Source organism: Nocardia acididurans (assembly GCF_016741815.1).
Taxonomy (GTDB): domain Bacteria; phylum Actinomycetota; class Actinomycetes; order Mycobacteriales; family Mycobacteriaceae; genus Nocardia; species Nocardia acididurans.
Window position 1 is genome coordinate 1 of sequence record NZ_JAERRJ010000028.1, and the last position, 24,631, is coordinate 24,631.

31 protein-coding genes and 1 pseudogene are annotated in these 24,631 nt (G+C 67.6%); 21 read left to right on the forward strand and 11 right to left on the reverse strand.

Features of this window, described 5'->3' with window-relative positions:
• The 3 genes and pseudogenes from JK358_RS38140 to JK358_RS38150 all read left to right on the forward strand — a co-directional run.
• A pseudogene (locus JK358_RS38140) lies at nucleotides 1-372 on the forward strand (ATP-grasp domain-containing protein); the annotation flags it as partial.
• Between the two features lie 1,333 nt (nucleotides 373-1,705).
• Nucleotides 1,706-1,882 carry a hypothetical protein gene (locus JK358_RS38145; protein WP_201958587.1) on the forward strand — a complete coding sequence of 59 codons (177 nt, stop codon included), beginning with the start codon at nucleotides 1,706-1,708 and terminating at the stop codon, nucleotides 1,880-1,882.
• A 455-nt stretch (nucleotides 1,883-2,337) separates the two neighbouring features.
• Nucleotides 2,338-2,808 carry a hypothetical protein gene (locus tag JK358_RS38150; protein WP_201958589.1) on the forward strand — a complete coding sequence of 157 codons (471 nt, stop codon included), beginning with the start codon at nucleotides 2,338-2,340 and terminating at the stop codon, nucleotides 2,806-2,808.
• A gap of 10 nt (nucleotides 2,809-2,818) precedes the next feature.
• On the opposite strand, the gene JK358_RS38155 is transcribed toward JK358_RS38150, so the two are convergent.
• On the reverse strand, nucleotides 2,819-3,052 hold the full coding sequence (locus JK358_RS38155) for a hypothetical protein (protein WP_201958591.1): 234 nt from the start codon (nucleotides 3,050-3,052) through the stop codon (nucleotides 2,819-2,821).
• Nucleotides 3,053-3,501: 449 nt separating this feature from the next.
• Entirely contained in the window at nucleotides 3,502-3,843 is a 342-nt protein-coding gene (locus JK358_RS38160; protein WP_201958593.1) for a hypothetical protein, read from the reverse strand.
• 452 nt (nucleotides 3,844-4,295) lie between these two features.
• On the opposite strand from JK358_RS38160, the gene JK358_RS38165 reads away from it, so the two are divergent.
• The 3 genes from JK358_RS38165 (at nucleotide 4,296) to JK358_RS38175 (ending at nucleotide 5,464) form a co-directional block, all read left to right on the forward strand.
• Entirely contained in the window at nucleotides 4,296-4,586 is a 291-nt protein-coding gene (locus JK358_RS38165) for a hypothetical protein (protein ID WP_201958595.1), read from the forward strand.
• Nucleotides 4,567-4,923, forward strand: a complete 357-nt coding sequence (locus JK358_RS38170) for a hypothetical protein (RefSeq protein ID WP_201958611.1) — start codon at nucleotides 4,567-4,569, stop codon at nucleotides 4,921-4,923. Before JK358_RS38165 ends, JK358_RS38170 begins: the two co-directional genes overlap by 20 nt.
• A 91-nt stretch (nucleotides 4,924-5,014) precedes the next feature.
• Nucleotides 5,015-5,464 (forward strand): hypothetical protein, encoded by a 450-nt coding sequence (locus JK358_RS38175; protein ID WP_201958613.1) that lies wholly within the window; start codon nucleotides 5,015-5,017, stop codon nucleotides 5,462-5,464.
• On the opposite strand, the gene JK358_RS38180 is transcribed toward JK358_RS38175, so the two are convergent.
• From JK358_RS38180 to JK358_RS38210, 7 genes are all read right to left on the reverse strand, one after another.
• Complete coding sequence (locus tag JK358_RS38180) at nucleotides 5,451-5,672, reverse strand: hypothetical protein (protein WP_201958615.1); 222 nt, start codon at nucleotides 5,670-5,672, stop codon at nucleotides 5,451-5,453. The genes JK358_RS38175 and JK358_RS38180 overlap by 14 nt on opposite strands.
• A 188-nt stretch (nucleotides 5,673-5,860) precedes the next feature.
• Entirely contained in the window at nucleotides 5,861-6,310 is a 450-nt protein-coding gene (locus JK358_RS38185) for an NUDIX hydrolase (protein ID WP_201958617.1), read from the reverse strand.
• A 120-nt stretch (nucleotides 6,311-6,430) separates the two neighbouring features.
• Nucleotides 6,431-7,351 carry an NAD-dependent epimerase/dehydratase family protein gene (locus JK358_RS38190; protein ID WP_201958618.1) on the reverse strand — a complete coding sequence of 307 codons (921 nt, stop codon included), beginning with the start codon at nucleotides 7,349-7,351 and terminating at the stop codon, nucleotides 6,431-6,433.
• Nucleotides 7,352-7,379: 28 nt separating this feature from the next.
• Nucleotides 7,380-8,258: a formylglycine-generating enzyme family protein gene (locus JK358_RS38195; protein ID WP_201958627.1), complete on the reverse strand. Its 879-nt coding sequence runs from the start codon at nucleotides 8,256-8,258 to the stop codon at nucleotides 7,380-7,382.
• Between the two features lie 5 nt (nucleotides 8,259-8,263).
• Nucleotides 8,264-8,554: a ubiquitin family protein gene (locus JK358_RS38200; RefSeq protein WP_201958628.1), complete on the reverse strand. Its 291-nt coding sequence runs from the start codon at nucleotides 8,552-8,554 to the stop codon at nucleotides 8,264-8,266.
• On the reverse strand, nucleotides 8,551-9,513 hold the full coding sequence (locus JK358_RS38205) for an NAD-dependent epimerase/dehydratase family protein (RefSeq protein WP_232852604.1): 963 nt from the start codon (nucleotides 9,511-9,513) through the stop codon (nucleotides 8,551-8,553). Before JK358_RS38205 ends, JK358_RS38200 begins: the two co-directional genes overlap by 4 nt.
• Nucleotides 9,510-10,901 (reverse strand): UDP-glucose dehydrogenase family protein, encoded by a 1,392-nt coding sequence (locus JK358_RS38210; protein WP_201958630.1) that lies wholly within the window; start codon nucleotides 10,899-10,901, stop codon nucleotides 9,510-9,512. The genes JK358_RS38205 and JK358_RS38210 overlap by 4 nt, the downstream gene beginning before the upstream one ends.
• Nucleotides 10,902-11,113: 212 nt before the next feature.
• On the opposite strand from JK358_RS38210, the gene JK358_RS38215 reads away from it, so the two are divergent.
• Nucleotides 11,114-12,583: a helix-turn-helix domain-containing protein gene (locus tag JK358_RS38215; protein WP_201958631.1), complete on the forward strand. Its 1,470-nt coding sequence runs from the start codon at nucleotides 11,114-11,116 to the stop codon at nucleotides 12,581-12,583.
• Complete coding sequence (locus JK358_RS38220) at nucleotides 12,580-13,479, forward strand: phosphotransferase enzyme family protein (RefSeq protein WP_201958633.1); 900 nt, start codon at nucleotides 12,580-12,582, stop codon at nucleotides 13,477-13,479. The genes JK358_RS38215 and JK358_RS38220 overlap by 4 nt, the downstream gene beginning before the upstream one ends.
• Before the next feature lie 246 nt (nucleotides 13,480-13,725).
• Here the strand turns inward: JK358_RS38220 and JK358_RS38225 are convergent, their stop codons facing one another.
• A complete protein-coding gene (locus JK358_RS38225; protein ID WP_201958635.1) occupies nucleotides 13,726-14,079 on the reverse strand; it encodes a hypothetical protein in 354 nt (117 codons plus the stop codon).
• 957 nt (nucleotides 14,080-15,036) lie between these two features.
• On the opposite strand from JK358_RS38225, the gene JK358_RS38230 reads away from it, so the two are divergent.
• From JK358_RS38230 to JK358_RS38250, 5 genes are all read left to right on the forward strand, one after another.
• A complete protein-coding gene (locus JK358_RS38230) occupies nucleotides 15,037-15,357 on the forward strand; it encodes a hypothetical protein (protein ID WP_201958637.1) in 321 nt (106 codons plus the stop codon).
• Nucleotides 15,354-15,575: a hypothetical protein gene (locus JK358_RS38235; RefSeq protein WP_201958639.1), complete on the forward strand. Its 222-nt coding sequence runs from the start codon at nucleotides 15,354-15,356 to the stop codon at nucleotides 15,573-15,575. The genes JK358_RS38230 and JK358_RS38235 overlap by 4 nt, the downstream gene beginning before the upstream one ends.
• A complete protein-coding gene (locus JK358_RS38240) occupies nucleotides 15,572-16,024 on the forward strand; it encodes a DUF8317 domain-containing protein (RefSeq protein ID WP_201958641.1) in 453 nt (150 codons plus the stop codon). The genes JK358_RS38235 and JK358_RS38240 overlap by 4 nt, the downstream gene beginning before the upstream one ends.
• 88 nt (nucleotides 16,025-16,112) lie before the next feature.
• On the forward strand, nucleotides 16,113-17,762 hold the full coding sequence (locus tag JK358_RS38245; RefSeq protein ID WP_201958643.1) for a DNA cytosine methyltransferase: 1,650 nt from the start codon (nucleotides 16,113-16,115) through the stop codon (nucleotides 17,760-17,762).
• A gap of 89 nt (nucleotides 17,763-17,851) precedes the next feature.
• A complete protein-coding gene (locus tag JK358_RS38250) occupies nucleotides 17,852-18,481 on the forward strand; it encodes a DUF4192 domain-containing protein (protein ID WP_201958645.1) in 630 nt (209 codons plus the stop codon).
• A gap of 38 nt (nucleotides 18,482-18,519) precedes the next feature.
• On the opposite strand, the gene JK358_RS38255 is transcribed toward JK358_RS38250, so the two are convergent.
• Nucleotides 18,520-18,843, reverse strand: a complete 324-nt coding sequence (locus JK358_RS38255; protein ID WP_201958647.1) for a hypothetical protein — start codon at nucleotides 18,841-18,843, stop codon at nucleotides 18,520-18,522.
• Between the two features lie 273 nt (nucleotides 18,844-19,116).
• Here JK358_RS38255 and JK358_RS38260 point away from each other — a divergent pair, with 273 nt between their 5' ends.
• The 8 genes from JK358_RS38260 (at nucleotide 19,117) to JK358_RS38295 (ending at nucleotide 24,513) form a co-directional block, all read left to right on the forward strand.
• On the forward strand, nucleotides 19,117-19,383 hold the full coding sequence (locus JK358_RS38260) for a hypothetical protein (protein WP_201958649.1): 267 nt from the start codon (nucleotides 19,117-19,119) through the stop codon (nucleotides 19,381-19,383).
• 49 nt (nucleotides 19,384-19,432) lie between these two features.
• Nucleotides 19,433-19,822 carry a hypothetical protein gene (locus JK358_RS38265; RefSeq protein WP_201958651.1) on the forward strand — a complete coding sequence of 130 codons (390 nt, stop codon included), beginning with the start codon at nucleotides 19,433-19,435 and terminating at the stop codon, nucleotides 19,820-19,822.
• A 48-nt stretch (nucleotides 19,823-19,870) separates the two neighbouring features.
• A complete protein-coding gene (locus JK358_RS38270; protein WP_201958653.1) occupies nucleotides 19,871-20,590 on the forward strand; it encodes a DUF2786 domain-containing protein in 720 nt (239 codons plus the stop codon).
• A 129-nt stretch (nucleotides 20,591-20,719) separates the two neighbouring features.
• Nucleotides 20,720-20,887: a hypothetical protein gene (locus JK358_RS38275; protein ID WP_201958656.1), complete on the forward strand. Its 168-nt coding sequence runs from the start codon at nucleotides 20,720-20,722 to the stop codon at nucleotides 20,885-20,887.
• A 61-nt stretch (nucleotides 20,888-20,948) separates the two neighbouring features.
• Nucleotides 20,949-21,755 carry a PP2C family protein-serine/threonine phosphatase gene (locus JK358_RS38280; protein ID WP_201958658.1) on the forward strand — a complete coding sequence of 269 codons (807 nt, stop codon included), beginning with the start codon at nucleotides 20,949-20,951 and terminating at the stop codon, nucleotides 21,753-21,755.
• Between the two features lie 26 nt (nucleotides 21,756-21,781).
• The gene (locus JK358_RS38285; RefSeq protein WP_201958660.1) at nucleotides 21,782-22,456 is read left to right on the forward strand and encodes a hypothetical protein; all 675 of its coding nucleotides are present in this window, start codon (nucleotides 21,782-21,784) and stop codon (nucleotides 22,454-22,456) included.
• A gap of 40 nt (nucleotides 22,457-22,496) precedes the next feature.
• Complete coding sequence (locus JK358_RS38290; protein ID WP_201958662.1) at nucleotides 22,497-23,906, forward strand: hypothetical protein; 1,410 nt, start codon at nucleotides 22,497-22,499, stop codon at nucleotides 23,904-23,906.
• A 7-nt stretch (nucleotides 23,907-23,913) separates the two neighbouring features.
• Nucleotides 23,914-24,513, forward strand: a complete 600-nt coding sequence (locus tag JK358_RS38295; RefSeq protein ID WP_201958664.1) for a hypothetical protein — start codon at nucleotides 23,914-23,916, stop codon at nucleotides 24,511-24,513.
• Nucleotides 24,514-24,631 lie beyond the last annotated feature (118 nt).

Genomic DNA, 24,631 nt, shown 5'->3' on the forward strand with positions numbered 1-24,631 from the left:
TACTACGCGCAGCAAGCGCAGGGAACATCACAACTTGATTGGACCGTCACCGCCTATCTCGAGCCGGATCAATTCCGAATCACCTACGCCGAGCCTGCTCCCAACCCGTCTCTTTCCTGCACGGTGGCGGGGCTGATAGCTCCCGCCACAGGAACTCTGCGAGGCTATCGTGGTCTCTCCGAGATCCGTCATCTGGAGAGCTTCGTCGCATTGAAAGCGGCCGTCCAACCAGGTCAACGCATCGAGCGAACGGTGAACGACCTCACCTATCCCCTACGGGTCATCCTGATGCACGAAGACCCAGCAGTCGTCGAGCGCGACGCGCATACAATCCGCTACCTCGATGGTGGCCATTTCTACGACATCCAATAGGTGGTGTATCGGCCAGTGATGTGGCTGTGGGGGTGGACAGGTCCAGCTTCGACGGCCGGACGGGCGATGGCCTGGCGTGCACTGAAGGACTATTAAACAGCGATATATGAATTGATGCATAAGATTTCGAAGAGGCTCACTTCGGTTGCGCGTCGGAGTCGTTGCTTGCGCCTGCAAGGCCTCCCGATGCTCGCACTGGCTGGGCCAGCCAACCTTCTCGTGATCGTCGTGGCGATGTTCCTCTGCGGAATCGCCCTCGAGCAATTCATCGTCGCCTGGGACGTCGCGCGGCAAACCCATATCCCGGACGGACGTTTGGCGCGGGTTTACGCTTACAACACACTCGGCTCGCTAGCGGGAATCCCACTGGTCGTAGCAGTGGCGCAACATGTCGCCTTCCAGTGTGGGGCACCGCGGCGCCCCTGCTCGGCAGGGCAGGGCTGGCGCTGGTATCCACCGCCGCAGCGCTTCCCACCCGAGCGTTCGACTGGCCTGACTGGACACTGCTGCGTGACCTCATCGAACTGCACTCACTCGGCAGCTACATTCGCCTCGCGCCCACGAAATCCGCTGCAGAACGGGAACTTCACCACCGCCTCCGCTCCCTACGATCCGGGAACCGGGGAGCGATCTGGCACGCCGTGGCCTGAGAAGCAGTTCCAGAGCCGTTGTGCGGTAACAACTTCCGCAGCCACGACGGGCCGAGGCCTGACCCGCCCAATAGGGATCGGCAGTTGTCTCCAAACGCTGGGCTGCACCACTTCCAGGTGCCTTCTCGGTGGATCCGGATGGTCTGCAATGCCGCGGGGAGCTTGCCCGGTATCGGCGGGGTCTGGGTGGGTGCCGGCACCGGACATCGGGGGTGCATCCCTGGGTGGGCGATGCACCATTGCGGATCCAGCATCAGTGTGGAACACCGGGCCCGGCGGGTCGGGCCGAACGACCCGTTCGGCGCGAATTGTCCGTGTGCGGTGCTCCACCCGGGCAATGATCACCAGGTCGGAGCGTGTGTTTCGGGTCCGGACGAGGGCGGGGCCGTTTAGCATGTCGGCGGGCATTCCGATCACGAGCCGATGCGTGACCAGCGCGCGGGCCCATCCCAGGGCTGCTCGTCTGGCCTGGTTCTCGTGCTCGGGATGTTCGGGGCCGCCCAGCCCTGGCGGCCGTCTGTATCCCCGGTCCCGCCTGCAACCGGACCGGCGCTGTACGCACGGCAGTCCTACCTCGGCGGGTGTGAAAAACCCACTGCGGCAACCGCACCCGCCGATAGCACGCCCTTCAAGTCCCGGCGCGCCCACGGGTCGCACGGGCCCGCCCGGCGAGAGGAACTGCGATGGCGTACGAGGCGATAGAACTGCTGAACCAGATCCTGGACCGCTACGGCAGCCTGGACGTGTTCATCGCGCAGCTCTACCGCGAACTCGACGACGCCCCCACCCAAGAACTCCCCCGCCTCACCTTCCCCGCACCGACCGCCGACGGTGGAGGCCGCCACGCCCTGCGCTGCTGACCGTTGAACGGTCAACGGACCGACAGTGCCGCGAAAGTGCTGATGCGTGCCTCATTTAGGTCGGCTGCGGCGCGGGCAATGCTGGGACGCCCCGGGTCCACCCCCGATGGTTGTTCGTTGACCGGGATCCGGGGTTTTTTATTGCTGTCCGGAAAACGATTGTTTTCCGACCACAATGTCCACACACGAACGGCGCGGCCACACCCTGCGCTCCCTCATCGAGCAGACTGCGGAACGCGTAACTCGCCCTGGTGATCCCGGCCCGCAGCGTGTCGTCTGTGAGGAGCTCGCCTCGCATATCCGGGACGGCGGATGGGAGGCGGCACTCTACTGGCTCGACCGTCAGGCCGGCCCCCGCAAACGTCACCTCCCGCGCGGTGAACTGAACACCACCCAGCTGCCCGCCGGAGCTGCTTCCGCTGTCGAGCCACCGTCCCCTACTACTGTCCCGTGGTGTGGAACTAGCGGATTGGCTGTCGGCGATCAGCATCCTGATCGCGCTGGCCGCCCTCGGTTTCGCGCTGGTCAGTTGGCGGCATGCTCGCCAACAAACGAAAATCGCGGCCGCGCGACGGCATGAAGAGACCGCCCCGGTCTGGGAGACACTGCGGTGGGGACCCACAACAGGTGTGTCCTGGCAGCTGGAGCTCACGGTGGCACGAGGAACACTGGATCGCGTTGTTCTTGAGATTCATGACAGCCCAGGCATCACATTCGACCTCGACAGGCACCCCGACGCCACCGCCGATCGCCTCGAACGCGACGCGACGATGCACACAGGCAGCTCAATGTTCTTCTGGGTAAAGCTAGCGAAGAGCCACGGGCGTCGGTTCCGTGCACGTGTGACGTCAAGCTTCGGCGGTGTGGAGTGGGAACCCGTTCTTCTTCCTCGAGTTCCGGTCGTCGCCCGCAGATGGGACCAGTAGCCGGAGTCCTCTAGTCGCTGTCGTCTCGGTCTTCGCGGATCCCTACGCCTACCTGTAGGTGCAGCTCGGCTTGGCGTTGCATGGCCGCGACGATCTGCCAGCGCAGCGCCAACTCGGTGGCCTTCTCGGGTTGGAGATGCGATCCGCTCTTGATCGCGGCTTCGGTGGCGTCTTTCGCTGCGCTCATCGCGTCATAAGCGTCGGTTGCGAGCCATTGGGCGCGCCCGAGATGCGAACTGGTCATCGTTCGACGTTATGTCACCATCTCAGTTCGACCGCCCCATTTTCCTGTAAAGAACGAGGTCAGGTGTCGGGTGTCCTGGCTCAATCGACCTGATGCCGCCGTCGACGGTCAGCGCCCGCCCGCTGGCCAGGCTCAGCAGGGCGTGGGCGATCTCGGGAAACGGGAATGGACCGTGTCTGCGGGTGCTCCCGCCGGCGGTTGGGCGATCTCGTACTCCGGCACGTTGCCATGGCTGAGCGCAGCGGTACCGGTGGGCCGCTCGGGTGCACGGCCCCGGTATGCGAAGCGAACCGTGCGGATGCGGACCTGTTGCCCAATCCCCGCATCCGACAGGGCGCGACGGGCGCGCCCCGCTCCGGATACCCGTCTCGACGGTAGCGATCTCCCCTGATCAGCAGGAAGTGCGGCGCGCCGCATTGGCACACGATGCGAGTTGCTGGCACGCACCGTCACCCGATTTCCAGCTGGAAGCTCCGCGCGGACAGCTCCGGCGCACACGCACACGCGCCGTCGCGATACCAGCCGCAGTACGGGCACGCGATCGGCAACGCCGCGAACTCGCCGCTGAGCAGCCACTGATTCGGCACGCGACCACGGGTGTGAATGACTGGCGGGTCGGGCAGGTCGACCCAGATGACACGGCCGCTCTGACCGCGGGCCCGCGCGGCGGCGGCCAGCTGCGGTATCCGGGTTATCGGGACCGGGTGCGAGCGACCAGGTGAGTACACGGCCGGATCCGCCGCTGTGACGGTGGTGTCCGGCTCGTCGTCGTCGCCGAGCCCCGCGACCATGATCTCAGCATCCCACACCCTCTCCCACCTGCGACGACGCGCGGATCAGCCGTCACCGCGCCGCGGTCCGGGGAGGTCATCGAAGGCGTCGGCGGCGCGACGACCACCAGGGTTTCGATGCGGTGCGAGAGGCGCTCGTGGCGGGCCGGGCCCCACCACACCACGACCCAGCCCCCATCGTCGATCACCGGCTCGGTGCGATAGGCCCTGATCAGCTCATCCTTGGTCGGATGCAGCGCCGCGTTCTCCCGCACCCCTCCGAACCGGCAGGCATGACCCAGCCGAGCAGGTCGGGACGACCAGCCAGGTGAACTCGGGTGCGGGCGTGCAGCACACAGCCATCCTGCCCGCCGTGGAAACAACCACCACCGTCGCGTGTGCCCGCGAGTCGCCGAGCGCGGCCTTCGCGACCGGGTTTCCACGCGGCGACCGGCGCGGATAGGGTAGCCGCCATGCCGTTCGAGTTGCCGGACTGGGCCCGAGCCGCCCTGCGCGGCGTGACACCGGAAGAGATCGAGCAGGTGTTGCGTGCGCGACGTCGCTGGGCGCGTCCATCGACGGGAGCGCCGATTCAGGTGACACTGATAGCAGGACGCACCACCAGCGGACGCCCGCTGGTGATCGCGACCCGCGAGATCAGCCCGTTCACCGCGATCGTGATCTCGGCACGCGAGCTGACCGGGGCCGACCTGGCCGTCTACGAAGAATGGGAGGAGGGCACCGATGAGCCGTTCAACGGATGACCGCGCCAGCGCGATCCAGGCCCAACTACTCGACACGCTCGGCCCGAACTGGGGCGACGAGCTGTGGAAGAACATGCGCCTGGACCCGGCCGCCGAACCTGTCGACGTCCCGCGCTTGGGCGACGACGAAGAGCTGACGGTGACCTTCACCGCCGAGCTGAAGCTCCCCCGCGCCGCCTACGAGCGGCTGCTCGCCCGTGCCGCCGAGTCCGGTGCCGATCGTGACGAACTGCTCTCGGAATGGGTGACCACCGAAGCCAACGCCGACGACGTCGATGCCATCACCCGCGACGACGTCCTGCGGATCCTGGCCCACCGCCGGCCCCGCTCGGCATAAACCCCCGCGATACCGCAGAAGGCCCGGACGCTTCCCTATGTCCGGGCCTTTCTCATGCACGGTAGCCGCACATACGTTCGATTGTGGAGCGATGACAGCGCGTCGCGACCGATCCCCCACACGCCGCTACTACGCGGTCAACGGCATCGTGGTAGCCCCCGACACCCTGGTGAAACTCGGCGACGGCCGCTACGCCGAACCGCAACTGGTGCGCTGCGTCGGCGAAGACCAGCACGATCTACGCACACCAGGCAGTGCGCTCATCGGATGGATTTCCTGCCCGAGCCCGCACCGGCGCGACGGCCACCGAACAACGACCTGTAAGAAGTGCGCGGCAATCGACTACAACCCGCCACTCGACGAGCCGGAATGCGCCTGCCAGCAGCGAACCCGCCAAGCACGCCCCGGCTTGAACGCGACTTTGCTGTGTCAGCGGCGGCTTTGCGGTGCGATGACCGGGCCGGTGGTGCCGTCGGGCCGCCGCTGTGGGCGGGCACGCGGCGACCTCCGGTCTCCTGAGGCCCGACCTACCGTCCTGTGATCGACTTGATGAACTCTTCGTCGAAGCCCTCGAACTTGAGCTCGACTGCTGCTTTCTGGCCGTTGTGAACGCGCTGCTGCCAGGCGACTTTGCCGTTCCAGAGGATGTAGTACGTGCCAAAGGCGGTCTTGCGAATATCTACGTCGCCGGTGAACGTGGACTGCTCGCCTTCGGAGGTAACCGTGATCGAGCGTCGCGGTGAGTTCATCTTTCAAACCGTACAACCGATGCCGCTGAACGATCAGTCGTTGCCCACCTCCCGCTTCGCCTGGATCTGCTCGCCGTTGCTGTTCTACCGGTGGGGTCCGGGACCTGCCGGTCGACGTTGCCGGTCGAAGAACTCGGCGGGGGATCGCGTTGTCGGCGTAGGCGAGTTCCATTGCGGACCAGCTGGTTTCAGAAGCGAACGCGGGGTAGGCCGCCGCTCTGAGCGGATGGCGTGCGCAGGGCTCGGAAGAACTCGGCGAGCATGTCGTTTTCCTCGAATCCGAGCACCGTGGCTGCGATCTCGGCTTCGGTGAACCACGCCAGTGCTTGGCCTTCGGTCAGTTCGACGGTGTCGAGGTCGAGGTCCATGACGGTGGTGAAGGTGTGTTCCACCATTCCCCACGGCCGCCGTCGCGTGCACACCGGGATGAGGGCCGCTGGGTCGAGGTGGACGCCCATTTCTTCGGCGTATTCACGGACCGCGCATTCCAGGGGTGTCTCCCCTGGCTCCACGTGTCCGCCGGGCAGGGCCCACATCGCTGGAAACGGTATGTCGGGCTTGTCATCTCGCAGGAACAGCAGGATCTGATTGTGGGAGTTGCGCAGGATGACGTTCGCGCCTTCGGTACCAGCGGCCACGCGGGAGTTCCTCCGGAAGGTGTGACGGGGCGGGGTGTACACAACGAAGATCGGCTCACCCTAATGTGGGTGAGCCGATCCGAGTTGCCCAGCCGCCCCTTTACCGGGGCCCGCGCCTGCTCAACTGGTCAGCGCCTTGTAGGTCGCGGCGATGCCGTCGGCCAGGCTGGTGTGCGCGCGCCACCCCAACTGCTCGGCGGCGAGGCTGGCATCCAGTGCCCCGTACCGCCATTCGCCCAGTCGCGGTGGCGCGGGCCGGGCGGGCAGGTCCTTGCCGGCGGCGGTGTTGACTGCGGCCAGCAGCTCCCACACGGTGCTGCCGTGCCCGGTGCCGATATTGAACACTGCCTGGGGGCCGTCGTAGCGCATCGCCAGCAGGAAGGCTTCGACGATGTCGCCGACATAGACGTAGTCGCGGGTCTGGTTGCCGTCGCCGAACACCGTGGGCTGCTGGTCGGCGGCGACAGCGCCGCAGAAGATCGCGACCACGCCCGCTTCGCCGTGTGGGTCCTGGCGGGGCCCGTAGACGTTGCCCAGCCGCAACGCCACATGGTTGGTGTGGTGCAGCCGGTTGGACAGTTGCAGGTATTGCTCGGCGCAGTATTTCGAGATCCCGTACGGGGCAGGGGTTTGCGGCAGCACGGTTTCCGGGGTCGGCAACGAGACGCCGTCACCGTAGAGCGCGCCGCCGGTGGAAGCCAGGATCACTCGGGCGCCGACGGTGCGGGCGGCTTCGCAGACGTTGAGAGTGCCCAGGATGTTGTCGGTGGCATCGGCTTGTGGGTCGGCCACCGAGGCACGGACACTGATCTGGGCGGCCAGGTGGAAAACCACCTCGGGGTGGTCCAAGCGCAGTGCGTCGGTGACCGCGGCGGCGTCGGCGACGTCCACGGTGTGCAGGCCGGTGATGGTGGCGGGCAGCCGGTCAGGGCGTCCGGTGGAGAAGTCATCGAGAACGGTGACGGTGTGGCCTTCGGCCAGCAGGCCGTCGACCAGGTGCGAGCCGATGAATCCGGCACCGCCGGTGACGAGGACATGCATGTGCGGGTACCTTTGCGGTAGTAGAGGATCAGTTGGTGAGGTCGGCGACGCAGCGGAAGCCGATATCGAAGGTGGAGTAGTCGGCCGGGCAGCACAGCCGTTCGCTGGTGCGGGTCTGCCAGCGCATGGTCTTCCACGACCCGCCGCGCACCACGTGATAGCCGAACCCCACCGCGGCCTCGAATCCGCGGGGCTGCCCGCCACCGGGCGCGTAGGACCGGTAGCGGGTGGAGGTCCATTCGATGACGTTGCCCGCCATATCGGCGACGCCGAACGGTGAACAGCCGGTAGGGAATTCACCAACCGGGGTGGTCCCGGGCAGCGGGCCGTACTCGCGCCAGCGCGGACCCCACCACCGTTTCCATGCGGCGAGATCGCGGACCGGTTCGCCGGCCCAGTACTCGACGGTGTTGGCGTTGCGGGCCGACCAGGTCGACCCCCACGGCCACGCCTGCCAATCCGGGCCGTGGGCCGCGTACTCCCACTCGGCTTCGGTCGGCAACCGCTTCCCGGCCCACGCCGCGTAGGCAGCCGCGTCGGCCTGGTCGACGTGCACGACCGGATGGTCTGGGCGGTCAGCGACCGCGTCGAGATCCAGATGCGGCCGCCGCCAACATAATCCGGACTCGGCCATCCAGTACTCTCGCCCGTACACCAGCCCGTCACCCCGGCGTTCGGCCGCGGTGACATATCCGGTGGCGTCGACGAAGGCCGCGAAGTCGAGGTTGGTCACCGGATGGCGGTCGATGCGGAACCCATTGAGGGTGATCCGCCGCTGCGGTGTCTCGTCCTCGAACCATTGCCTCGGATAATGCTGCTCGCCGCAGATCGCGTCCAAATGCTGCTCAGGTGAACCGATCGGCACGATCGCCGCCGGAATCAGCACCATGTCGTTCGTGGTCAACATCGGTCTCACCCGCCCATGAACGCGGGCACGATCTGCAACTCGTGCACCCCGCCCTCACTGATGACGGTGGTGAGCGCGTCCGCGCCGGCGAGTTTTTCCCCGTCCAGGCCGTAGGTGCTGAACCGGGTCAGTTGGCCGTCGGCGGACAGGATCCGGTCGGCCAGCGTCGGGCATTGCTCACGCAGCCAGTGCAACGCCTGCCCGACGGTGTCGGCCTCGCATTCCAGTCCGTCGAGGGTGCGTCCGGCCAGGGTGGACCAGTTGGGCGAGAGGATGAACCGCACCTGCCCGCTCATGCGCAGTCCGCCTTGCTGACATAGCCGCGCATCCAGTCCAGCGTGCGCGACAGGCCGTCCTCGAGGCAGGTGGTGGCCTTCCAGCCCAGCAGCTGCTGGGCGCGGGTCACGTCCGGGCAGCGCACCCCCGGATCATGCGCGCGCCCTTCGGTGATGGTGAGCGAACCGGATCCGGCGAGGGCGACGATGGTTTCGGCGAGGTGGCCGATGGTGACTTCATCGGTGGAGCCGATGTTGACCGGCCCGAATTCCTCGCAGCCCAGCATCGCCACGATCGCGTCCACCGCGTCGTCGATGTAGAGCAGGCTGCGGGTCTGGGTGCCGCCGTTGTGGATCTGCAAGTTGTTGCCGCGCAACGCTTCCGCGCAGAACGAAGGCACCACCCGGCCGTCCTCCGGGCGCATGTGCGGGCCGTAGACGTTGAACGGGCGCACGATCCCGCACCGCACGTACTTGGACTCGCGGTAGGCGGCCGCAGTCGCCTCGAGGAACAGTTTCGCCACGTCGTAGGAGGCACGTGGCCCGATGGGGTCGATGGCGCCGACGTAGGTTTCCGGCTGCGGGTGCACTTTCGGGTCGCCGTAGACCTCGCTGCTGGAGGCGAGCACGATCCGTGCGTCGAACTGGTCGGCCAGCGACAACGCGTTGAAGGTGCCCAGCGATCCGGCTCGCAGGGTTTGGATGGGCATGCGCTGGTACCAGACCGGGGATGCCGGGCACGCCAGGTGCACCACCGCGGAGACGTCCTTGAGTCCGGTCAGCGAGGTCGGGTGCGCGATATCGCCCTGCTTGAGCCAGAACCCGGGGAAGTCGTAGCAGGGGCCGAGGTTGTCGTAGCTGCCGGTGGACATGTTGTCGATCACGGTCACCCGGTGCCCCTGGCGCAGCAACGCCACGGCCAGATGACTGCCCACGAACCCCGCGCCTCCGGTGATCACCACATGCGAGTTGGACATCATGATTGTGAATTCCCTTCTGTGTCAGCGTGATTGCTGTCGAACATCACGGTCAGCCCGTACTCGGCGAGCCGGGCTGGGTCCAGCACGTGGCAGGTGTCGATCACCGCCGCACGTGTGGTCATCGCGGCCGCGATCTGCGCCCAGCCAGGCTCGACGCACTGCGGCCAATCGGTGGTCAGCACCACCACGCACGCCCCGGTCACCGCCGCGAGCACCGAATCGCAGACCGCGACACCCGCGAGGAACACCCCGCGTCCCGGGTGCACGGTCGGGTCGTAGCCGGTGACCACCGCGCCAGCGGCCACCAGTTCGGCCGCCACCCGCAGCGCCGGGGAACAGCGGGTGTCGCTGCTACCGGACTTGAACGTCAGACCCAGCAACGCGACTCGGACACCGGTCAGCGATCCCCCGGCGGCCTCGCGGACGCGCTGGCAGATCCACTGCGGCAGCGCGTCGTTGGCGACCACAGTGGCAGCCAGCACGCCGAAATCGACTCCCGCGCTGGTGGCCTGGTGCAGCAGCGCGGTCGCGTCCTTGGGCAGGCACGGCCCGCCCCACCCCGGTCCGGGGCGCAGATAGTCCGGGCCGATACGCGGGTCCAGACCCAACACGCGCAGGACCGCGGGCACGTCGGCGCCGAGGCGCTCCCCCAGGGCGGCCAGGGTGTTCACGTACGACAACCGGACGGCCAGCATCGCGTTGGCGGCCAGTTTCGCCAGTTCAGCGGTCTCCGGGGTCGTGTGCACGACCGGGCCGTGGCTCCAGTCGAAGAGGGAGGCCAGGGTTTTCGCGGCGACGGCATCGTGCGCGCCGATCACGATCCGGGACGGATTCATGCAGTCGTTGACCGCGTAGCCCTCCCGCAGGAACTCCGGGTTCGACACCACCGCGACATCGGGACGACCCAACCGCCTTTCGATGGCGCGGCAGGTCCCCACCGGCACAGTCGACTTCAGGACCAGCACCGCCCCAGCAGCCAGGTGCGGGCCGATCTGTTCGACCACCGCGAAGACCGCGCTCAGATCCGCCGCCCCGTCGGCCAATGCCGGAGTCGGCACGCACACCAGCACCACCGCGGCGTGTTCGACAGCGGGCAGCGCGGTGGTGGTGAAGTCCACGGTGCCGCGGGCCAACGCCACGGCCAGCAGCGAGGACAGGCCCGGTTCGTCGGGGATTGGCGAGAGCCCGCTGCGCAGGCCGGTGATCACCTCGGTGTTCGTGTCGACCGCGATCACCGCATGCCCGAGTGCGGCCAGGCACACCGCGCTGGTGAGCCCGACATACCCGCACCCGATCACCGCCACCCGCCACCAGATATCCGCATCGCCGGGCGGTCGGGCCTGCTCGAGCGCATGCTGAGAGGGGTTGTGCGGCAGCGGGTTCAGCATCGAGACTCCCTGGAGCGAGCCGCCGGGATTCCGGCGGGAGCGGATCGGCCGGTGTCGCTGCTTACCGTCGCGCGTTCCCCGCTCGTGCCCAACGCCCACGGGGTCTAGCCCCAGTGGGGCTAGCCGCCGCCATACCGAGATGCACGGTTTCCCACACCGGTGCGCGACCTGCGCTTTAGGCTCAAGTCCAGTAGCCGGGGAAGGCCGACACCATGAGCACCGAGGCTCGACACTGCCGCCACTGCGCGCACGTTCTACCGCCCGATGTGCTGGGAATCCTGTGCGCCGACTGCGGCCGCCACGCCGGATTCCAACGACCGCTCACACCAGCGTTCTACGACCGCCCCGACATCCGGGACGCGTTGGCGCGCTACGACTTCGGTCCGGTGTTCCGGGCTGTTCGCGCCGAGACCGAGGCCTCGCAGCTGAACCTCGGTGTGCTGCTGGACCTGTCGCAGTCGCGGGTATCCGCAGTCGAGCGAGGCGAACGGCGACTGTGTGACGTGGGGTTGGTCGCGCGCATCGCCGAAGCGCTCGGAATCCCCGCCCAGCATCTCGGGTTCACCCCCCGACCGCCCGGTAACCTGGCGATCGAACAGGAGGTGAGCTGGGTGAACCGCCGTGACTTCATCACATGGCTCACGGCCATCGCGCTCGGCACCGGGCTGTCTCCCGACCTCGACCGCCTCACCAACCGGGCAACCGGAAAGACCTTGCGGCATCGCCAGATCGGCGCCGGTGACATCGAGGCCGTCGAGACGATGACCAAAGCATTCCGGCAATGGGACCTCGCCCATGGCGGCGAGTTGTGCCGCGCGGCCGCCGAAGCACAGCTACAGCAGGTCTACGCCTGGGACCGCGCCCACTGCACACCCGCGATCAGGGCGCGGCTCGGTATCGCGACCGCTGATCTGGCCAGCATGACCGGCTGGCTCACCTACGACGTCGCCGAATCCGCCGACGACCACGGTGGCGCCCGCCAGCATTGGGGCAGCGCGTTCGAAACCGCACTCGGCCAAGACCATCCGCGCAGCACGGATCTGGCAGTGTCGGTCCTGCTCGACCTGGCCCACCAATATCTGCACCTGCACCAGGCCCGCCATGCCTTGCAGGTTGTGCAGTTGGCTGCCGCGACCGCGTCCAGCCGTTTCTATCCGGTCTCCACGATCACCGCCGGGTACATCTCGGTGGTTTTGGCCTGGTGTTGGGCGATGATCGGTGAGATCGAGCCCACCCGCCGCGCTCTCGGCCAGGCCCAGGAGCTCTACGCCGCGGTCGATGGCGATACTCCGCCGTGGGCGTGGTTCGTCACCGAACCCGAGATCGCCGGCCAGCAGGGTCACGCTCTGTACCTGCTGTCGCTGCATCACCCGCAATTCGCGCCCGAGGCTATCGAGCACCTCACCGTGTCGGTCGCCGGGCACGGGGAGACCTTCGCGCGCACCCGCGCGGTGGTGCTGCCCACGCTCGCCGGAGCCTATGTGCGGGCCGGGGACCTCGACGCTGCCCTGCACCACGGCCAGCACGCCCTCACTGCGGCCACGAAACTGTCATCCCAACGCTGCTACCGGCGACTCGGCGACCTCCACGAACTCACCGCCGCGCACAACCACCGCTCCGATATCGCCGACTTCCGCCGCACCCTGGTCGACGCGGTCCCCGGCCTCGAAACCCAGCCATGAGCACACCGACCGACAGCGAACTCCCCGGCCACACAGCACTTCTCGACATCTGCGCGGCCTTCGGCGCGAATCCCACCGATGCCCGCCTGCTCCACCACCGATCGAACGCGGTCTGGCTCCTCCCCCACGACAACCTCATCGCCCGCCTGGCCCCCGACACCGACCTGCGACGCCAGCGCGCCACCACCGCCGTCACCGTCACCCGCTGGCTGGCTGGTCGCGACCAGCACATCGCTCTAGCACCCGCACACGGGCAACAGCCACTCCGCAGCCACGGCGCGGTGGCCACGCTATGGCCCTACCGACCCAGCACGCGCCCGAATCCTGCCGCACTGGGTGCGCTGGTGCGGCGCCTGCACGACCAGCCCGTCCCACCGTTCCCACTGCCCCGTTATCAGCCCCTGAACCGGCTCCGTGAAGCCTTGTCCGTCGACGAGGAACGAGAGCAGCCGGCGCTCGACAGCAGCGAGCGCAGCTGGCTCAAGGAACGAATCGACGCGGTACTCGGCGAGTTCGCCACAACAGATTTCCCACTCGGCTACGGACTCGTCCACGGCGACGTCCACGACGAGAACGCCGTCTACGACCAGGACAGTTGGGTGCTCATTGACTGGGACGGGTGCTGCCTGGGCCCACGAGAACTCGACTTGGTCTCGACCCTGCCCGACCACTTCCACCAGGACACCGACGAGCGGCGGGAATTCATCGCCGCCTACGGCCGCGACCTGATGGATTGGCCAGGCTGGACACTCTTGCGCGATCTCACCGAACTGCACTCACTCGGCAGCTACATCCGCCTGGCACCCACCAAACCCGCCGCAGAACAGGAACTCCACCACCGCATCCGCTCCCTGCGATCCGGGGACCGGGAAGCGATCTGGCACGCCGTGGCTTGAGAACAGCCGTTGTGCGGTGACAACTTCCGCAGCCACGACGGGCCGAGTGCCGCACCGCCCGGTATGAACAGACGCTCTGTGCTGCAAAAACATTCAGACACCAACCCTGCCGACGTCAGGAGCCAGTCTCTGGGTTCAATGTGCGGCAACAACATTCGAGATCGCCCATGGACCAGAGCCCGCCCCGGACGAGCACACAGAGGGAGTGCGGTGGTCGGGCTTGACCCCACTGTCGCAATAGCAAACTCAGGAGGGTGCCGGCGCGGGCAGTTCAAGGTCTGGGAACGCCTGGACAGCCCACTGGTACGGGGCGAGTACCGCGCGTTCCTCGTTCCACAGTGTCACGATCGTGTGCTTCCCGCGGCGCAGCCCTTCACGCTGAGCACGCAGTTTCGTGCGTGCCTCGCGACTGTTCAGCACGATCTGCAGCGACTCCTCGACCGGCAGCCGCTGTACACCCTGAGCCCATTTCTCGCGGGACATCAGCACGCCCGCCGGCTCGTCATGGAACGTCGTGACCAGGACTTCGCCATACTCGTACGCCGCGCGAAGGCTATCCGCCCAATTCACGCGCAACTGGTCCGATTCCACCTGCCGCATACCAGCAACTCTACGGACCTTACGCACCTTACGCCCCGGAAACGATCAGCGACGTGCCGCGCAACATGCCCCGGCACCCGCGGCGTCGCATGCTGCGCAACCGTTTCAAGACGGCCTTGAGCTGCCGCGACACCGAGCCCTCCCGCAGTCTCGTCGCTCCCGCGGGCTCACCACCCAGCGTCGTGACGTCGAAGACGGCCGGCCCGACACCGCACCTGGACTCGCGCAGCCCCTCACCCGATGTCCGCGAGCTTCGCTCGCGCGGGGGCCGTCCCGCGGTGGTGGACCCTCCGGATGGCTTATCGGGACTATCAGGACGACCACGGCCGGTCAAGCCGAAAAGCGTGGCTTGACCGGCCGTGCCCGCCCTGATCGGAGACGTCCCAGCCATCCGAAGGGTCCACCACCTCCCCACCTGTCGGTGCCGTCCCCCGGGTAGAGCTTCACGCCCTGCGGGCGTGCACGGGGGCCAGCCCCCGGAGCCCCCGCCCTCGCCGGGAGGCAGCCAAGCCCAAGGGACGCCAAAGAAAAAAGCAAGAGCCAAAAGCAAAAAGGCCCGCCCATTCTTACGCCCGAAAACTCTGCCGGACCTGCAGAAATAACCCCAAGAAAGATCGGCGATTCCTCTGCGTAAGGTGCGTAAGATTTAGGTATTGGATCGGAACGGAGGGGAAGCGGTTCCCCGGCCCCTGATTCCACGGGTTGTTTGAGAACTCCATAGCGAGATCGGTGCGAACATATCGACCTTCGCCGCTTCCGTCCCGCGTGTCAGCGGGCAGCCCGGTTCGGGCTGGACATGTCCGGGGCCCGAGGACGCCTAGACCCTGTTCGAGAGGTCGAAGGGTTGACACCCTGGCTGTAACGGCGTGACCCGCGAACACGGGCGCGCCAGGAAACCTAGCGCCGGTCTCGCCTTCCTTGTTCGCGAAGAACGAACGAAAGGCAGGTGAGGACGTCATGTCCCTACCCGAGGCCCCCGAGGACGTTCCCGACAGCTGGGCGTATCTGGGCATCACGCACACCGAGTACGGGCCGCGCCATCTGTACCGGCGCGACTACCACCAAGGCCAGTTCGAGGGTTTCGTCTGGGTCGACCGGTCCGGGCTCTACGGCTGGTCGGTACACAGCCTGTTGCCCGAAGCGGTGTTGCAGCGGTTCTGCGCGCCGGATCTCGACTCGTTCGACGAGGCCGCCGCCGACGTCGAGAACGCCGTCTACCGGCTGATTCAACGTCGGTTGGATGCCCTGCGCCGCCAGCTGCAAGGCGGGCGGAAATGAGCGCCCCGGGGAAGTCGTGCCGGTGCCGCAACTGCGTCAGCGAAGGCGCGTACGCGGACGCTACCGGCACGATTCCCGCGAATTGCCTGTATCGCGACCACAAACGCTGTGTGGGGTGCGACTACTACGGGCCGATCACCCACCCCGACCAGTTGTGCACGTCGTGTGCGGGCCGCCTGGCCGCCGACGAGGAAACCCCGAAGGGAGCCCCCCAATGACCATGACCACCCCGACCGGCGATGCCGGACCGGTCGCAGTCCCCGAAATCCGGGGAATGCGGTTGAACGTCTATCGCGCCCTGCACAACTGCTCCAACGGTATTTCCGCCTGGTTCGGACAGGTGACCGTGATCGGGATCGTGGACGAGACCGACGGCGGGAAGATCACCCCGGTTCCGGACTGGCGACAGTCCGGACCCTCCGACGACGCTCCCCCGGTGGTCGTGGTCGTGCGCCGCCGGTTCCGGTCGGTCAATACCTACCCGAACGAGAAGCACGCGTTCTTGCGGCCGTTCCACCCCGCAGGCTCCACCCCGGACGGGCACACCCCCTGGTACATGCACGGCGGCAACGACGCCGGGGGCGGAAGCCTGTTCACCCGCGCAGTTGAAGAGGTTCTGGGCTATCCGGTCGGTGAGGTGCTGCCGATGCACGACCGCACCGCCTAGCCACACCCACCCATCCGATAGCGCGACGGCCCCGGGCAATCCTTAGTGCCCGGGGCCGTCGCCTGTTTGCAGACAGGAGACGAATCCCATGCTCACGCTTATGGATTGGTTCTGTGGTGCGGGCGGATCGAGCCAGGGCGCACACTCCGTGCCCGGGGTCACCGTGACCCGCGCGGCGAACCATTGGGACCGCGCGATCGAGACGCACGCCGCGAACTTCCCCGACACCGACCACTACCAAGGCGATATCCGGACCGCACCGGTGGAGCGGTGGCCGGTCGCGGATCTGTTCTGGGCTTCCCCGGAATGCCCGCAATGGAGTTCGGCGCGCGGCAAGAAACGCGACTACGACGCCACCATGCAAGGCGATCTGTTCGACACCCCGCGCGACGAGGAGGCCGACCGGTCACGGGCCCTCATGGAAGAGGTTCCGCTGTATCTGCGCGGGTGCGCCGAACGCGGCGCGCGTGTGCTGGCCGGGGTGGTGGAAAACGTGGTGGAAGTCCGGCAGTGGGACCAGTGGTCCCGCTGGTTGGGCGAAATCCGCAAACTCGGCTACCGCACGCGAGTAATCGCGTTGAACAGCATGCACGCCCAGCCCGTACGCACCCCGGTTGCTCCGCAGAGCCGAGACCGGCTCTACGTCGCCTATTGGCACGAGTCGCTGGGACGTGATCCGGATTGGTCGAAATGGTTGCGGCCGTTGGCCTTCTGCCCCACGTGTGAGGAGTGGGTACAGGCCATGCAGGTATTCAAGTCCGAGACCGGCGACATGGGCCGCTACCGCACCCAGTACATGTACCGGTGCCCGCGCGTGAAATGCCGAAATCAGGTGTTGGAGCCGCCCACCCGGCCAGCGGCGAGCGTGATCGACTGGACCAACACCGGCCAGCGGATCGGCGACCGCGAACGGCCACTCGCCGAGAAGACCATGGCGAGAATCGCGGCCGGACTGCAGCGCTACCGGATACCGCTCACCGTGCCCGCCGGGGGTACGTGGCGCGACGCGGCGAGCCCGGTCACCATGCCGCTGCCCGCGCGCACCACCCGCGAGAACGACGGGATCGCCATTCCCGCACCGTTTCTCGCGCTGCTGCGTTCGGATCGGCCGCGCACGATCGGGATACACGAGCCGCTCGCGACGATCGTTGCCGATGGCAGCGGTCACGCGTTGGTCGTGCCGATGGAAGGCCGCGACGGGAAAGAAGCCGCACCGGTGAACGTGCCGTTGCGGACCCAAACCACCCGCGCGGAAACGGGTTTGGCGTTCTTGCCGTTCGTCGCTGAACTGCGCGGTGGAGCGTCCGACGCGCGCGCGGCTACCGAGCCGCTCGCCACGGTCACCGCCAGCGGTAACCATCACGCACTCGTCACCCCGAATCAGGAGATCAGCGAGCGGGTACGGCAAGCGCTGCTGTTGCCCTACTACGGCACCGGGTCGGCCCGGCTGGTCAGTGAGCCGGTTCCGGCGATTCCCACGCATGACCGGTTCGCGTTGGTCGCCCCGGCGGAGGTGGCCGAGGTCGACATTCTCGATTGCGGGTTCCGCATGTTCCTGCCGCCCGAAATCGGCGATGCCATGGCGTTCGTTCCCGAGTACATCGTGCTCGGCAACAAGCGCGAGCAGGTCAGGCAGTACGGAAACGCTGTCACCCCGCCCGCCGCCGAGATCATCGTTTCAGCGCTGGTCGAGGCCGTCACCGGCGAACCACTCGAGCGGTGGGCCACCGCCGCGTAACCCCCTCCAGAACACGTGCAGAGGGCACCGGGCGTTCCTTAGTCGCCCGGTGCCCCACTGCTCACCCTAACCAGTGAAAGGGCACCACCATGACCAATCCCGAACCCGGTATGTCCGCCACCATGAAGACCCGAGATGAGTTGCTGCCCATCGTGACCGCCGTCGCCGCCGAACGCGACGCGATAGCCGGACCCCTCACCGCCGCGACCAACACCCACAGTGCGCGGCTGGCGTTGGCGCTGCGGATGCAGGGAGACACCGACGCCTACACGCGCAGCATGCTGTACCGGACGCTGAAACTCATCATGACCAGCGACCCCGACGAGCCGGTGTCGCCGGAGGTGCGCGCGGAAATCGCTGTCGCGCTGCGTGATTCGGTGGTCCGCGATGCCATGTTCGGTCTCACGCTGACCGAGCTCGCGCCGGTCGCCGAGTCGATCTGGGCGCAGCTGACGCGCTGTCTGCCCCACCCCGACCGTGCCGACGCCGCGTGTCTGCTGGCATACAGCGCGTTGCTGCGCGGCGAGTCACTGCTCGCAGACGTCGCACTCGAGACCGCCATCTACGCCGACCCCGAACACCGGATGGCACTGTTCTTGCAGCGCGCGGTAGACAAGCCGCTGAAGCCGAAACGGTTGCGCCGGTTGGCGGAGGCCGGGCGAGATATCGCCTACGTGTACGGGATCGAATTGCAGATGGCGGACGAGCACCGCACCTAAAGGCCCCCTGTTTCGTGCGGTGGGCGGCTGGAGTCGGGTCACACGAGCCCGGCCGAGGTCGCCCACTCGTGCGGGACCAGCACGGCGATTTCCTGCCCGTACCGGGTGATCACGGTATGCGTACCCGCGCGCGCGTCCTCGCGCAGTTCGCGCACCCGTTCGCGGGCATCGCCCGCCGTGACCGCCCGCCGCACCGAGGCGACCGGGACGCGGGCACATCCCGCCCGCCACACCGGCACCGGCACGAGCAGCACGTCTACCCGGCCGTGCCGGGCCACGCCGACGACCTCACCCCGGAAGTCCGCACCGTCGAGGAACCGCGCCCACTGCTCACGCAGCACATGAACCGGGACCGTTTGCACACCAGCACCGTACCCACGACCACCGGAGAACACCGACCGGCCGCCCGCGCTACGCCGCCCCCGCCGTGACCGGTCCCGCTGTCCGGCCCGGTCCGATTCCCCCGACCGGGCGTTGGGGCCCACCCCGCACCGCCGCCTATGCGCGGCCCACTCACTTAGGAGCGTCCGCCCAATGACCCCATACACGCTGTTGCAGCTCACCGACGTTCGCGGCCGGACAGTGACGCTGGTCCCCCATCCCGGCAACATCCTGCATATCATCGTGCGCTGCCATTGCGAGCGGAACCACGTGCGCATCAAACGCAGCGACGCCGAGCACCTCGCCGCCGCACTCACGCCGCCCCCGCCGAGCCCGGGTTACTGCTCGAGTTCCTCGATATCGACGGTGACCGAGTCGTCACCACGCGCGAACCCACCGGCCGGATACGGCTCACGCTGCGCGGTATCGCCGACTGGTTCACCGAGGCCGATTTCGCAGACCCCGACGCCGAACGAATCGCGGCCGTCCTCACCGCCTACGCCGAACAACCCCACACCTAGACGGCCCCCGCCGGCCGCCGTCAAAACCCCGAGAAAAGGAACACCGGGCATGACCGAATCCAACGGACAGCAGACCCCGCCCCCGGGCGGGAGCGTCGAAATCGAAGGCCACACAGTCACATTCGTGGTGCGGAATCTGGAGTACCGCGAAGAAGCCGGACTGTTCGGCACCCGCCGCCAGGGCTACAGCGCCGACGTCGAGACGTCATCCGGACACCGGATCAGCGTTTCCCAACTCGAGGGCGAGGCCCCTCAGTGGGGTATGGACGTGTTCCTGGGACCGAACTCTGAGCCGTTCTGGGTGCACAGCTTCGGCGAACGCGAAGGGCTGCGCGTGAACGCCACCATCCCCGAGATAGAGGAAGTTCTCAATACCGCCCGCGACGAGTACGCCGCGACCTGCGCCGACGCCGAGGAGCCGCCCACCAGCGACGAGTGAACGCGAATCCCCTACCGCCCCAACCCGTTCGGAAGGAAGGCAACACCGATGATGGAGAACGACGCCCCCGCACAAGACATGTTGGACAAGGTGCGCAAGTTGCTCGCGAAGGCCGCCAGCGTGGCCGGGACGCCCGAGGCCGAAGCGTTGAACGCGAAGGCGTTCGAGTTGATCGCGAAATACGGTATCGACGAGGCCCAGGCCCGCCAGCAGTCCGGGCAGGAGCCAGCTCAGATCGAGCGCGCGGAATTCCAGATCGCAGGCCAGTACGTTGCGCAGCAGCGCGCTTTGCTGAACAGGCTTGCTCTCGCGCTGCACTGTGCGCCGGTCCGCGACCGCCGCGACGGCCAGGAAACGATGGCGGTGTACGGGGTGCCCGCGCATACCGCGCGTGTTCGCGTGCTGTTCGCCTCCCTCATGCCGCAGATGCTTGCGGGAGCAGCCCGGGTGCCGATCCGCGGGAGCAGTGCCGCGCAAACCCGCCAAGTGCGGAAATCCTGGATGTATGGGTTTTACTGCGAGATCTCTGCGCGGCTGACCGGTGCAGAAACCCGCGCGGCTGAGATCAGCGCACCGGGTACCGCGTTGGTCCTCGTCGACGATGCACAGCGTGCTGACGCTGCGATGCGGGCCGAAATCGGAAAGGTAGTCAAGCGGCGCAGCCAGGCCCGGTACTACGCGACCCATGCCGAAATGGGCGCGGCCGCCGCCAAACGCGTTGATCTCGGACAGACCGGGCTCGGCTCCCGGCGCGCGCTCGGCCGCTGAACCAGAGCACATCGAACAGCAGCGGCCCACTCACACCAGAATGCGTAAGTTTCGTACAAATCTTGGTGTGGTTGGGCCGCATTGGTTCCCCAATCCGTTACCGCCCCAACTCATCCCGGAGGCCCGACCATGTCTGATTCCTGCCCGTGGTGCCTTGATCCCCACGCCGACGACGACACCGACACCAGCTTGCTGTGCCTGACGCATGCCGCCGAGTTCGAGGGTTTGAGCGTCGAGCAGTTCGAGCGCCGCGACCGCGAGGAGTACGAGGAATTCCGCGCCGCCATCGATGGCTGAACGCCCGCGTTCGTCCGCCACCTATAAGCCGTTTCCACCGATCCGAAACGAGGTTCGCGAAATGTCTGCTACCGCTTACGATCCCGCCACCACCGCCTACCTGCTGCGTGATATCGAGGTGGGTTCCGCGTCGTTGATCGGCGGGCGGGCCCGCCAAGAGGATGCCAGCGACCACGCCGAATTCGTCGGAGCCGATCCGGGCTATGTCGTGGTCGCTGCCGCCGACGGTATCGGGTCGGTGCCGGGGTCCGCGGTGATCGCCGATGCGGCCGCGCGCACTGCGTGCACGCTGGCCGCCGGCCTCGACCACCGCGCCACCCCGGCCCAGCTGATCAGGCTCACCCGCGCCGCTGTGCCGCTGTGCGGCCGCCACGGCGACCAGGCCACACGCATGCTGTTCGAGGATTACAGCGGGCTGTACAACGGCGCACGGCCGAATACGACCCTGGTGGTGGCGACGATCACCGCCGACGCGGATATCCATGTGGGATGGATCGGCGACAGCCGCGCGTCTGTCCTGCTGGGTAATACCCGCTTGGTCCAGTTGTCTCGGGATCACAACTTGGGCAAGTTCGGCCGCCCGCAGGTGCTGACTCGGTCGCTGGCACGCGCGGAGTCCGAGCCGGAGCAGTGCCATTGGCCCACTTGGCCGAATCTGTTGCGGGCTCGCCGGGTGCTGCTGAGCACCGATGGAGTACACGAGGCCTTGTCGCAGAAGACGATTCGGCGCATTCTCACCGTCGCCCCGTCCAGCCAGCAGGCCGCCCAGTGGCTCACCCGCGCGGCCGTCGCCGCCGCCGGGGCCCGCGCCGATAACGCCACGGCCGTGGTCGTGACGATCCCTCACCCGCCGCGCCCGGAGCGGTGACCGTGGCTGCGGTAGAGCGGGTTCCGATGTTCCGAATCATCCGGTCGGGCAGCGACGGACTACGGGAGGAGGGCAACGCCACCGAAGCCGAGGCCACGGCCATGCTGACGCGTGGGCTGCGGTTGCGTACGGCCACGGTGGAGGCTCACCGGCGCGGCGCGATCATCCTCACCTGGACCGTGTACCGGTTGTCGGCCATGCCGATACAGCGCACCGTCACCGCCGAACCGTTCGGGCGGGCCCTCACGCCGACGATGTACGCGGCACTGCGCAGAATCGGTCAAGCGCCCCGCCCGCGCCTGGTGGACGACGGCCGCATCCTGGCGCTGGGTGAGGACATCGCCCGGAGCACCGGCGCGCACCTGTTCACCCGGCAGTTTCTCGCCCGCAGCGGGCGGGACGAAGTACGGCTCGCACTGCCCGCCCGGCTGGCGCTACTGGCCGATGACCATCGCACCCGCACCACCGCCCCGCACGGGTGGTACTGGCCCGCCGACCGGGGCATGTCCAGCGCCGGACTGAACAAACCAGCGGGCCGCTGCGGGCGGCTCTACGACGGAACGAGTTGGGCCGGGTGTTCGTGCGGGCAGCTGGGTGACTACGCCGACAGCCGCACCGCGGCCGCCGCGAAGGCGCGCGCACACCGTCAGCAGGTCACGGCGGCGTTCGTGGAGGGGCTCTGTCCGCCCCCTATTGCGTAAGGAATGTACAGAATCCCGTCCCCATGGAAGGAGCATTGTCATGGCCAGGAAAGCCCGATACACCCCCGAGGAAATCGCGCAGTGGCGCGCCGAGGAGCAGGCCCGCGCCGCGCACGTAGACGCGCTGCTGTCCGACCCGGACGCCGTCAGCGGGCTGGTGAGCAGCGCTGTCCGGATCCGCTGTGCGCGGTTCCTGGGCTACAGCCTTCGCAATCAGGCCCTGATTCTGCGGCAGGCCGAAGAACGCGGATTCCCCGTCACCGAGGTAGACACCGCCTCCGGATGGCGCGCCCGTGGCCGATACCCCGATCAGCCGGGACTGCGGATCGCACGGCCCAAGGGCCGCGAGACCGCCGGACAGGACGAGGGCGAGAGTGCCCCGGAAGCGGTCATATACGAGACCAGCGACAGCGGCGAGAGCACCGGCGAGGGCGAGTCCCGCACCCGATTTCGGACGTCGAAGGTGTGGGATATCAGCCAGACCAAGGGGATTGAGGATTTCGAGGGCGAGCCGGTGACCGTCGAGCCGGTCACCGATCCGGCCGCCGCGCTGTGGGAGACCCTGTGCAAGGAAGCAGGACGCTACGGGTTCACCGTCGCCACCAGTGCCGACGCCGGGGGTCCCAGCGTAGACGAGGGCCAGGCGGTGATCACGGTCGCGGAGAGCCAGCGGATAGACCATCTGGCCCGCGTGCTGGGACCGATGAGCACCGACCGGGCCCGCGCGGCCCACGCCGCGACCGAGCGGCCACCGCGCGAGTACTCCGGTAGGCCGGTGGATCTGGGCGAGTTCGGCACCGCCTACCTGTGCGAGCGGACCGACCTCGAGGCCGCCCGCAGCTACTACACGATCAGCGGGAAGCGCCTCAGCGGAACGCTGACAGTGTGGATTGAGGCGAACCCGCTCGAGCCCACCGAATCCGTGCATACGCTCCGCATCGCATACGGCGAGGACGACGGCCGCCGAGACCGCATGTGGTGGGAGCGGCCCAACCGGCCGCAGGTCAACGGTATTGAAGTGGTGGGAGCGTCGGGGCGCATCCGTACCGCCGTGCTGCCGAATCTCTCCACGTGGGAGATCAACAACCGCCGACCGGTCAGCAGGACCCATACCGAGCAATGCCCGCCGCGCACCTCGCAAAAGGTGGTGGCCCTGGTCGGGGCAATCCTGCGGGAGTTCCTTGCTCGCCCCGACCTCGAGCAGATACGCCGGGCCGCGCATGTGGTCGCCGACCGCAACCGCCGCGCCGAGCTCCGCAAGGCTGCCCAACAGCTGGCCGACGAGATCGAGCAGGTACGCATCCGCAGCGCTGAGCACCTCGAATCGCTCGCCGCCGACCGGGCCGTGTTGTTGGCCCAGGCCGCCGACGGTGAGGATCTCGCCGACCGTGCGGACGCCGAGGGCGTAGCGGTTGCACAGTCGGCGGGTGTCGCGGATCCGGCCGTGTGAGCCCGCCGTGTCCGCCTCCCCCGCCCGCTGGGGCAGCACAGCGCCCGTGCTGCCCCAGCCGGCCGCCCTTGCCGATGTCGTCGAGGAGGTCACCGCCGCAGCGCACCGGCGCACGCTGCGCACGCTCGACCCGGGCCGCAATCTCGTGGCGGCCCTGCTCAATCTCGACACCGCCGAGGCCGCCGAAGTCCTCGCGATGGTGCGTACCACCGATTTCGACGACCACTTGAACGCCTCGATTTTCGCCATGCTTCGGGTGATCGTGACCGAGCGCGGCCAGCAGCCCACCCCGCAAGCGGTCTACGCACTAGCGCGCGGGTTGAGCGAGCGTCTCGGAGAGCTGCAACTCAGCGTCGATCGAGTCGCGCAATACGTCGTCGAGGTCTACTCGCTCGGCAACCCTCTCACCGTGTGGGCCGACGCCCGCCAAGTCGTCGAGGACGCCTACCGGCGCAACCTCGGCGCGATCGGTACCCGGCTGGCGCAGATGGCGGACGCCTACGCCTCGATAGCCGACCTCGAGAAGGTCACCGGCAACGCGGTACGCGACTGGAAAGACCAACGCGCCCGCCTCGCGGCCCTCACCAAGCGGGCCAGCCACTTCTAACCCGTCCCCGCCGACACAACGGCGTGTCCCGTCAGCGTGCAATGGCGCATGCTGCGCGCGGGGATTCCCACAGCCACCCCTGTGGTTCCGGTCTGGACCGGAACCACAGGGGTGGCTT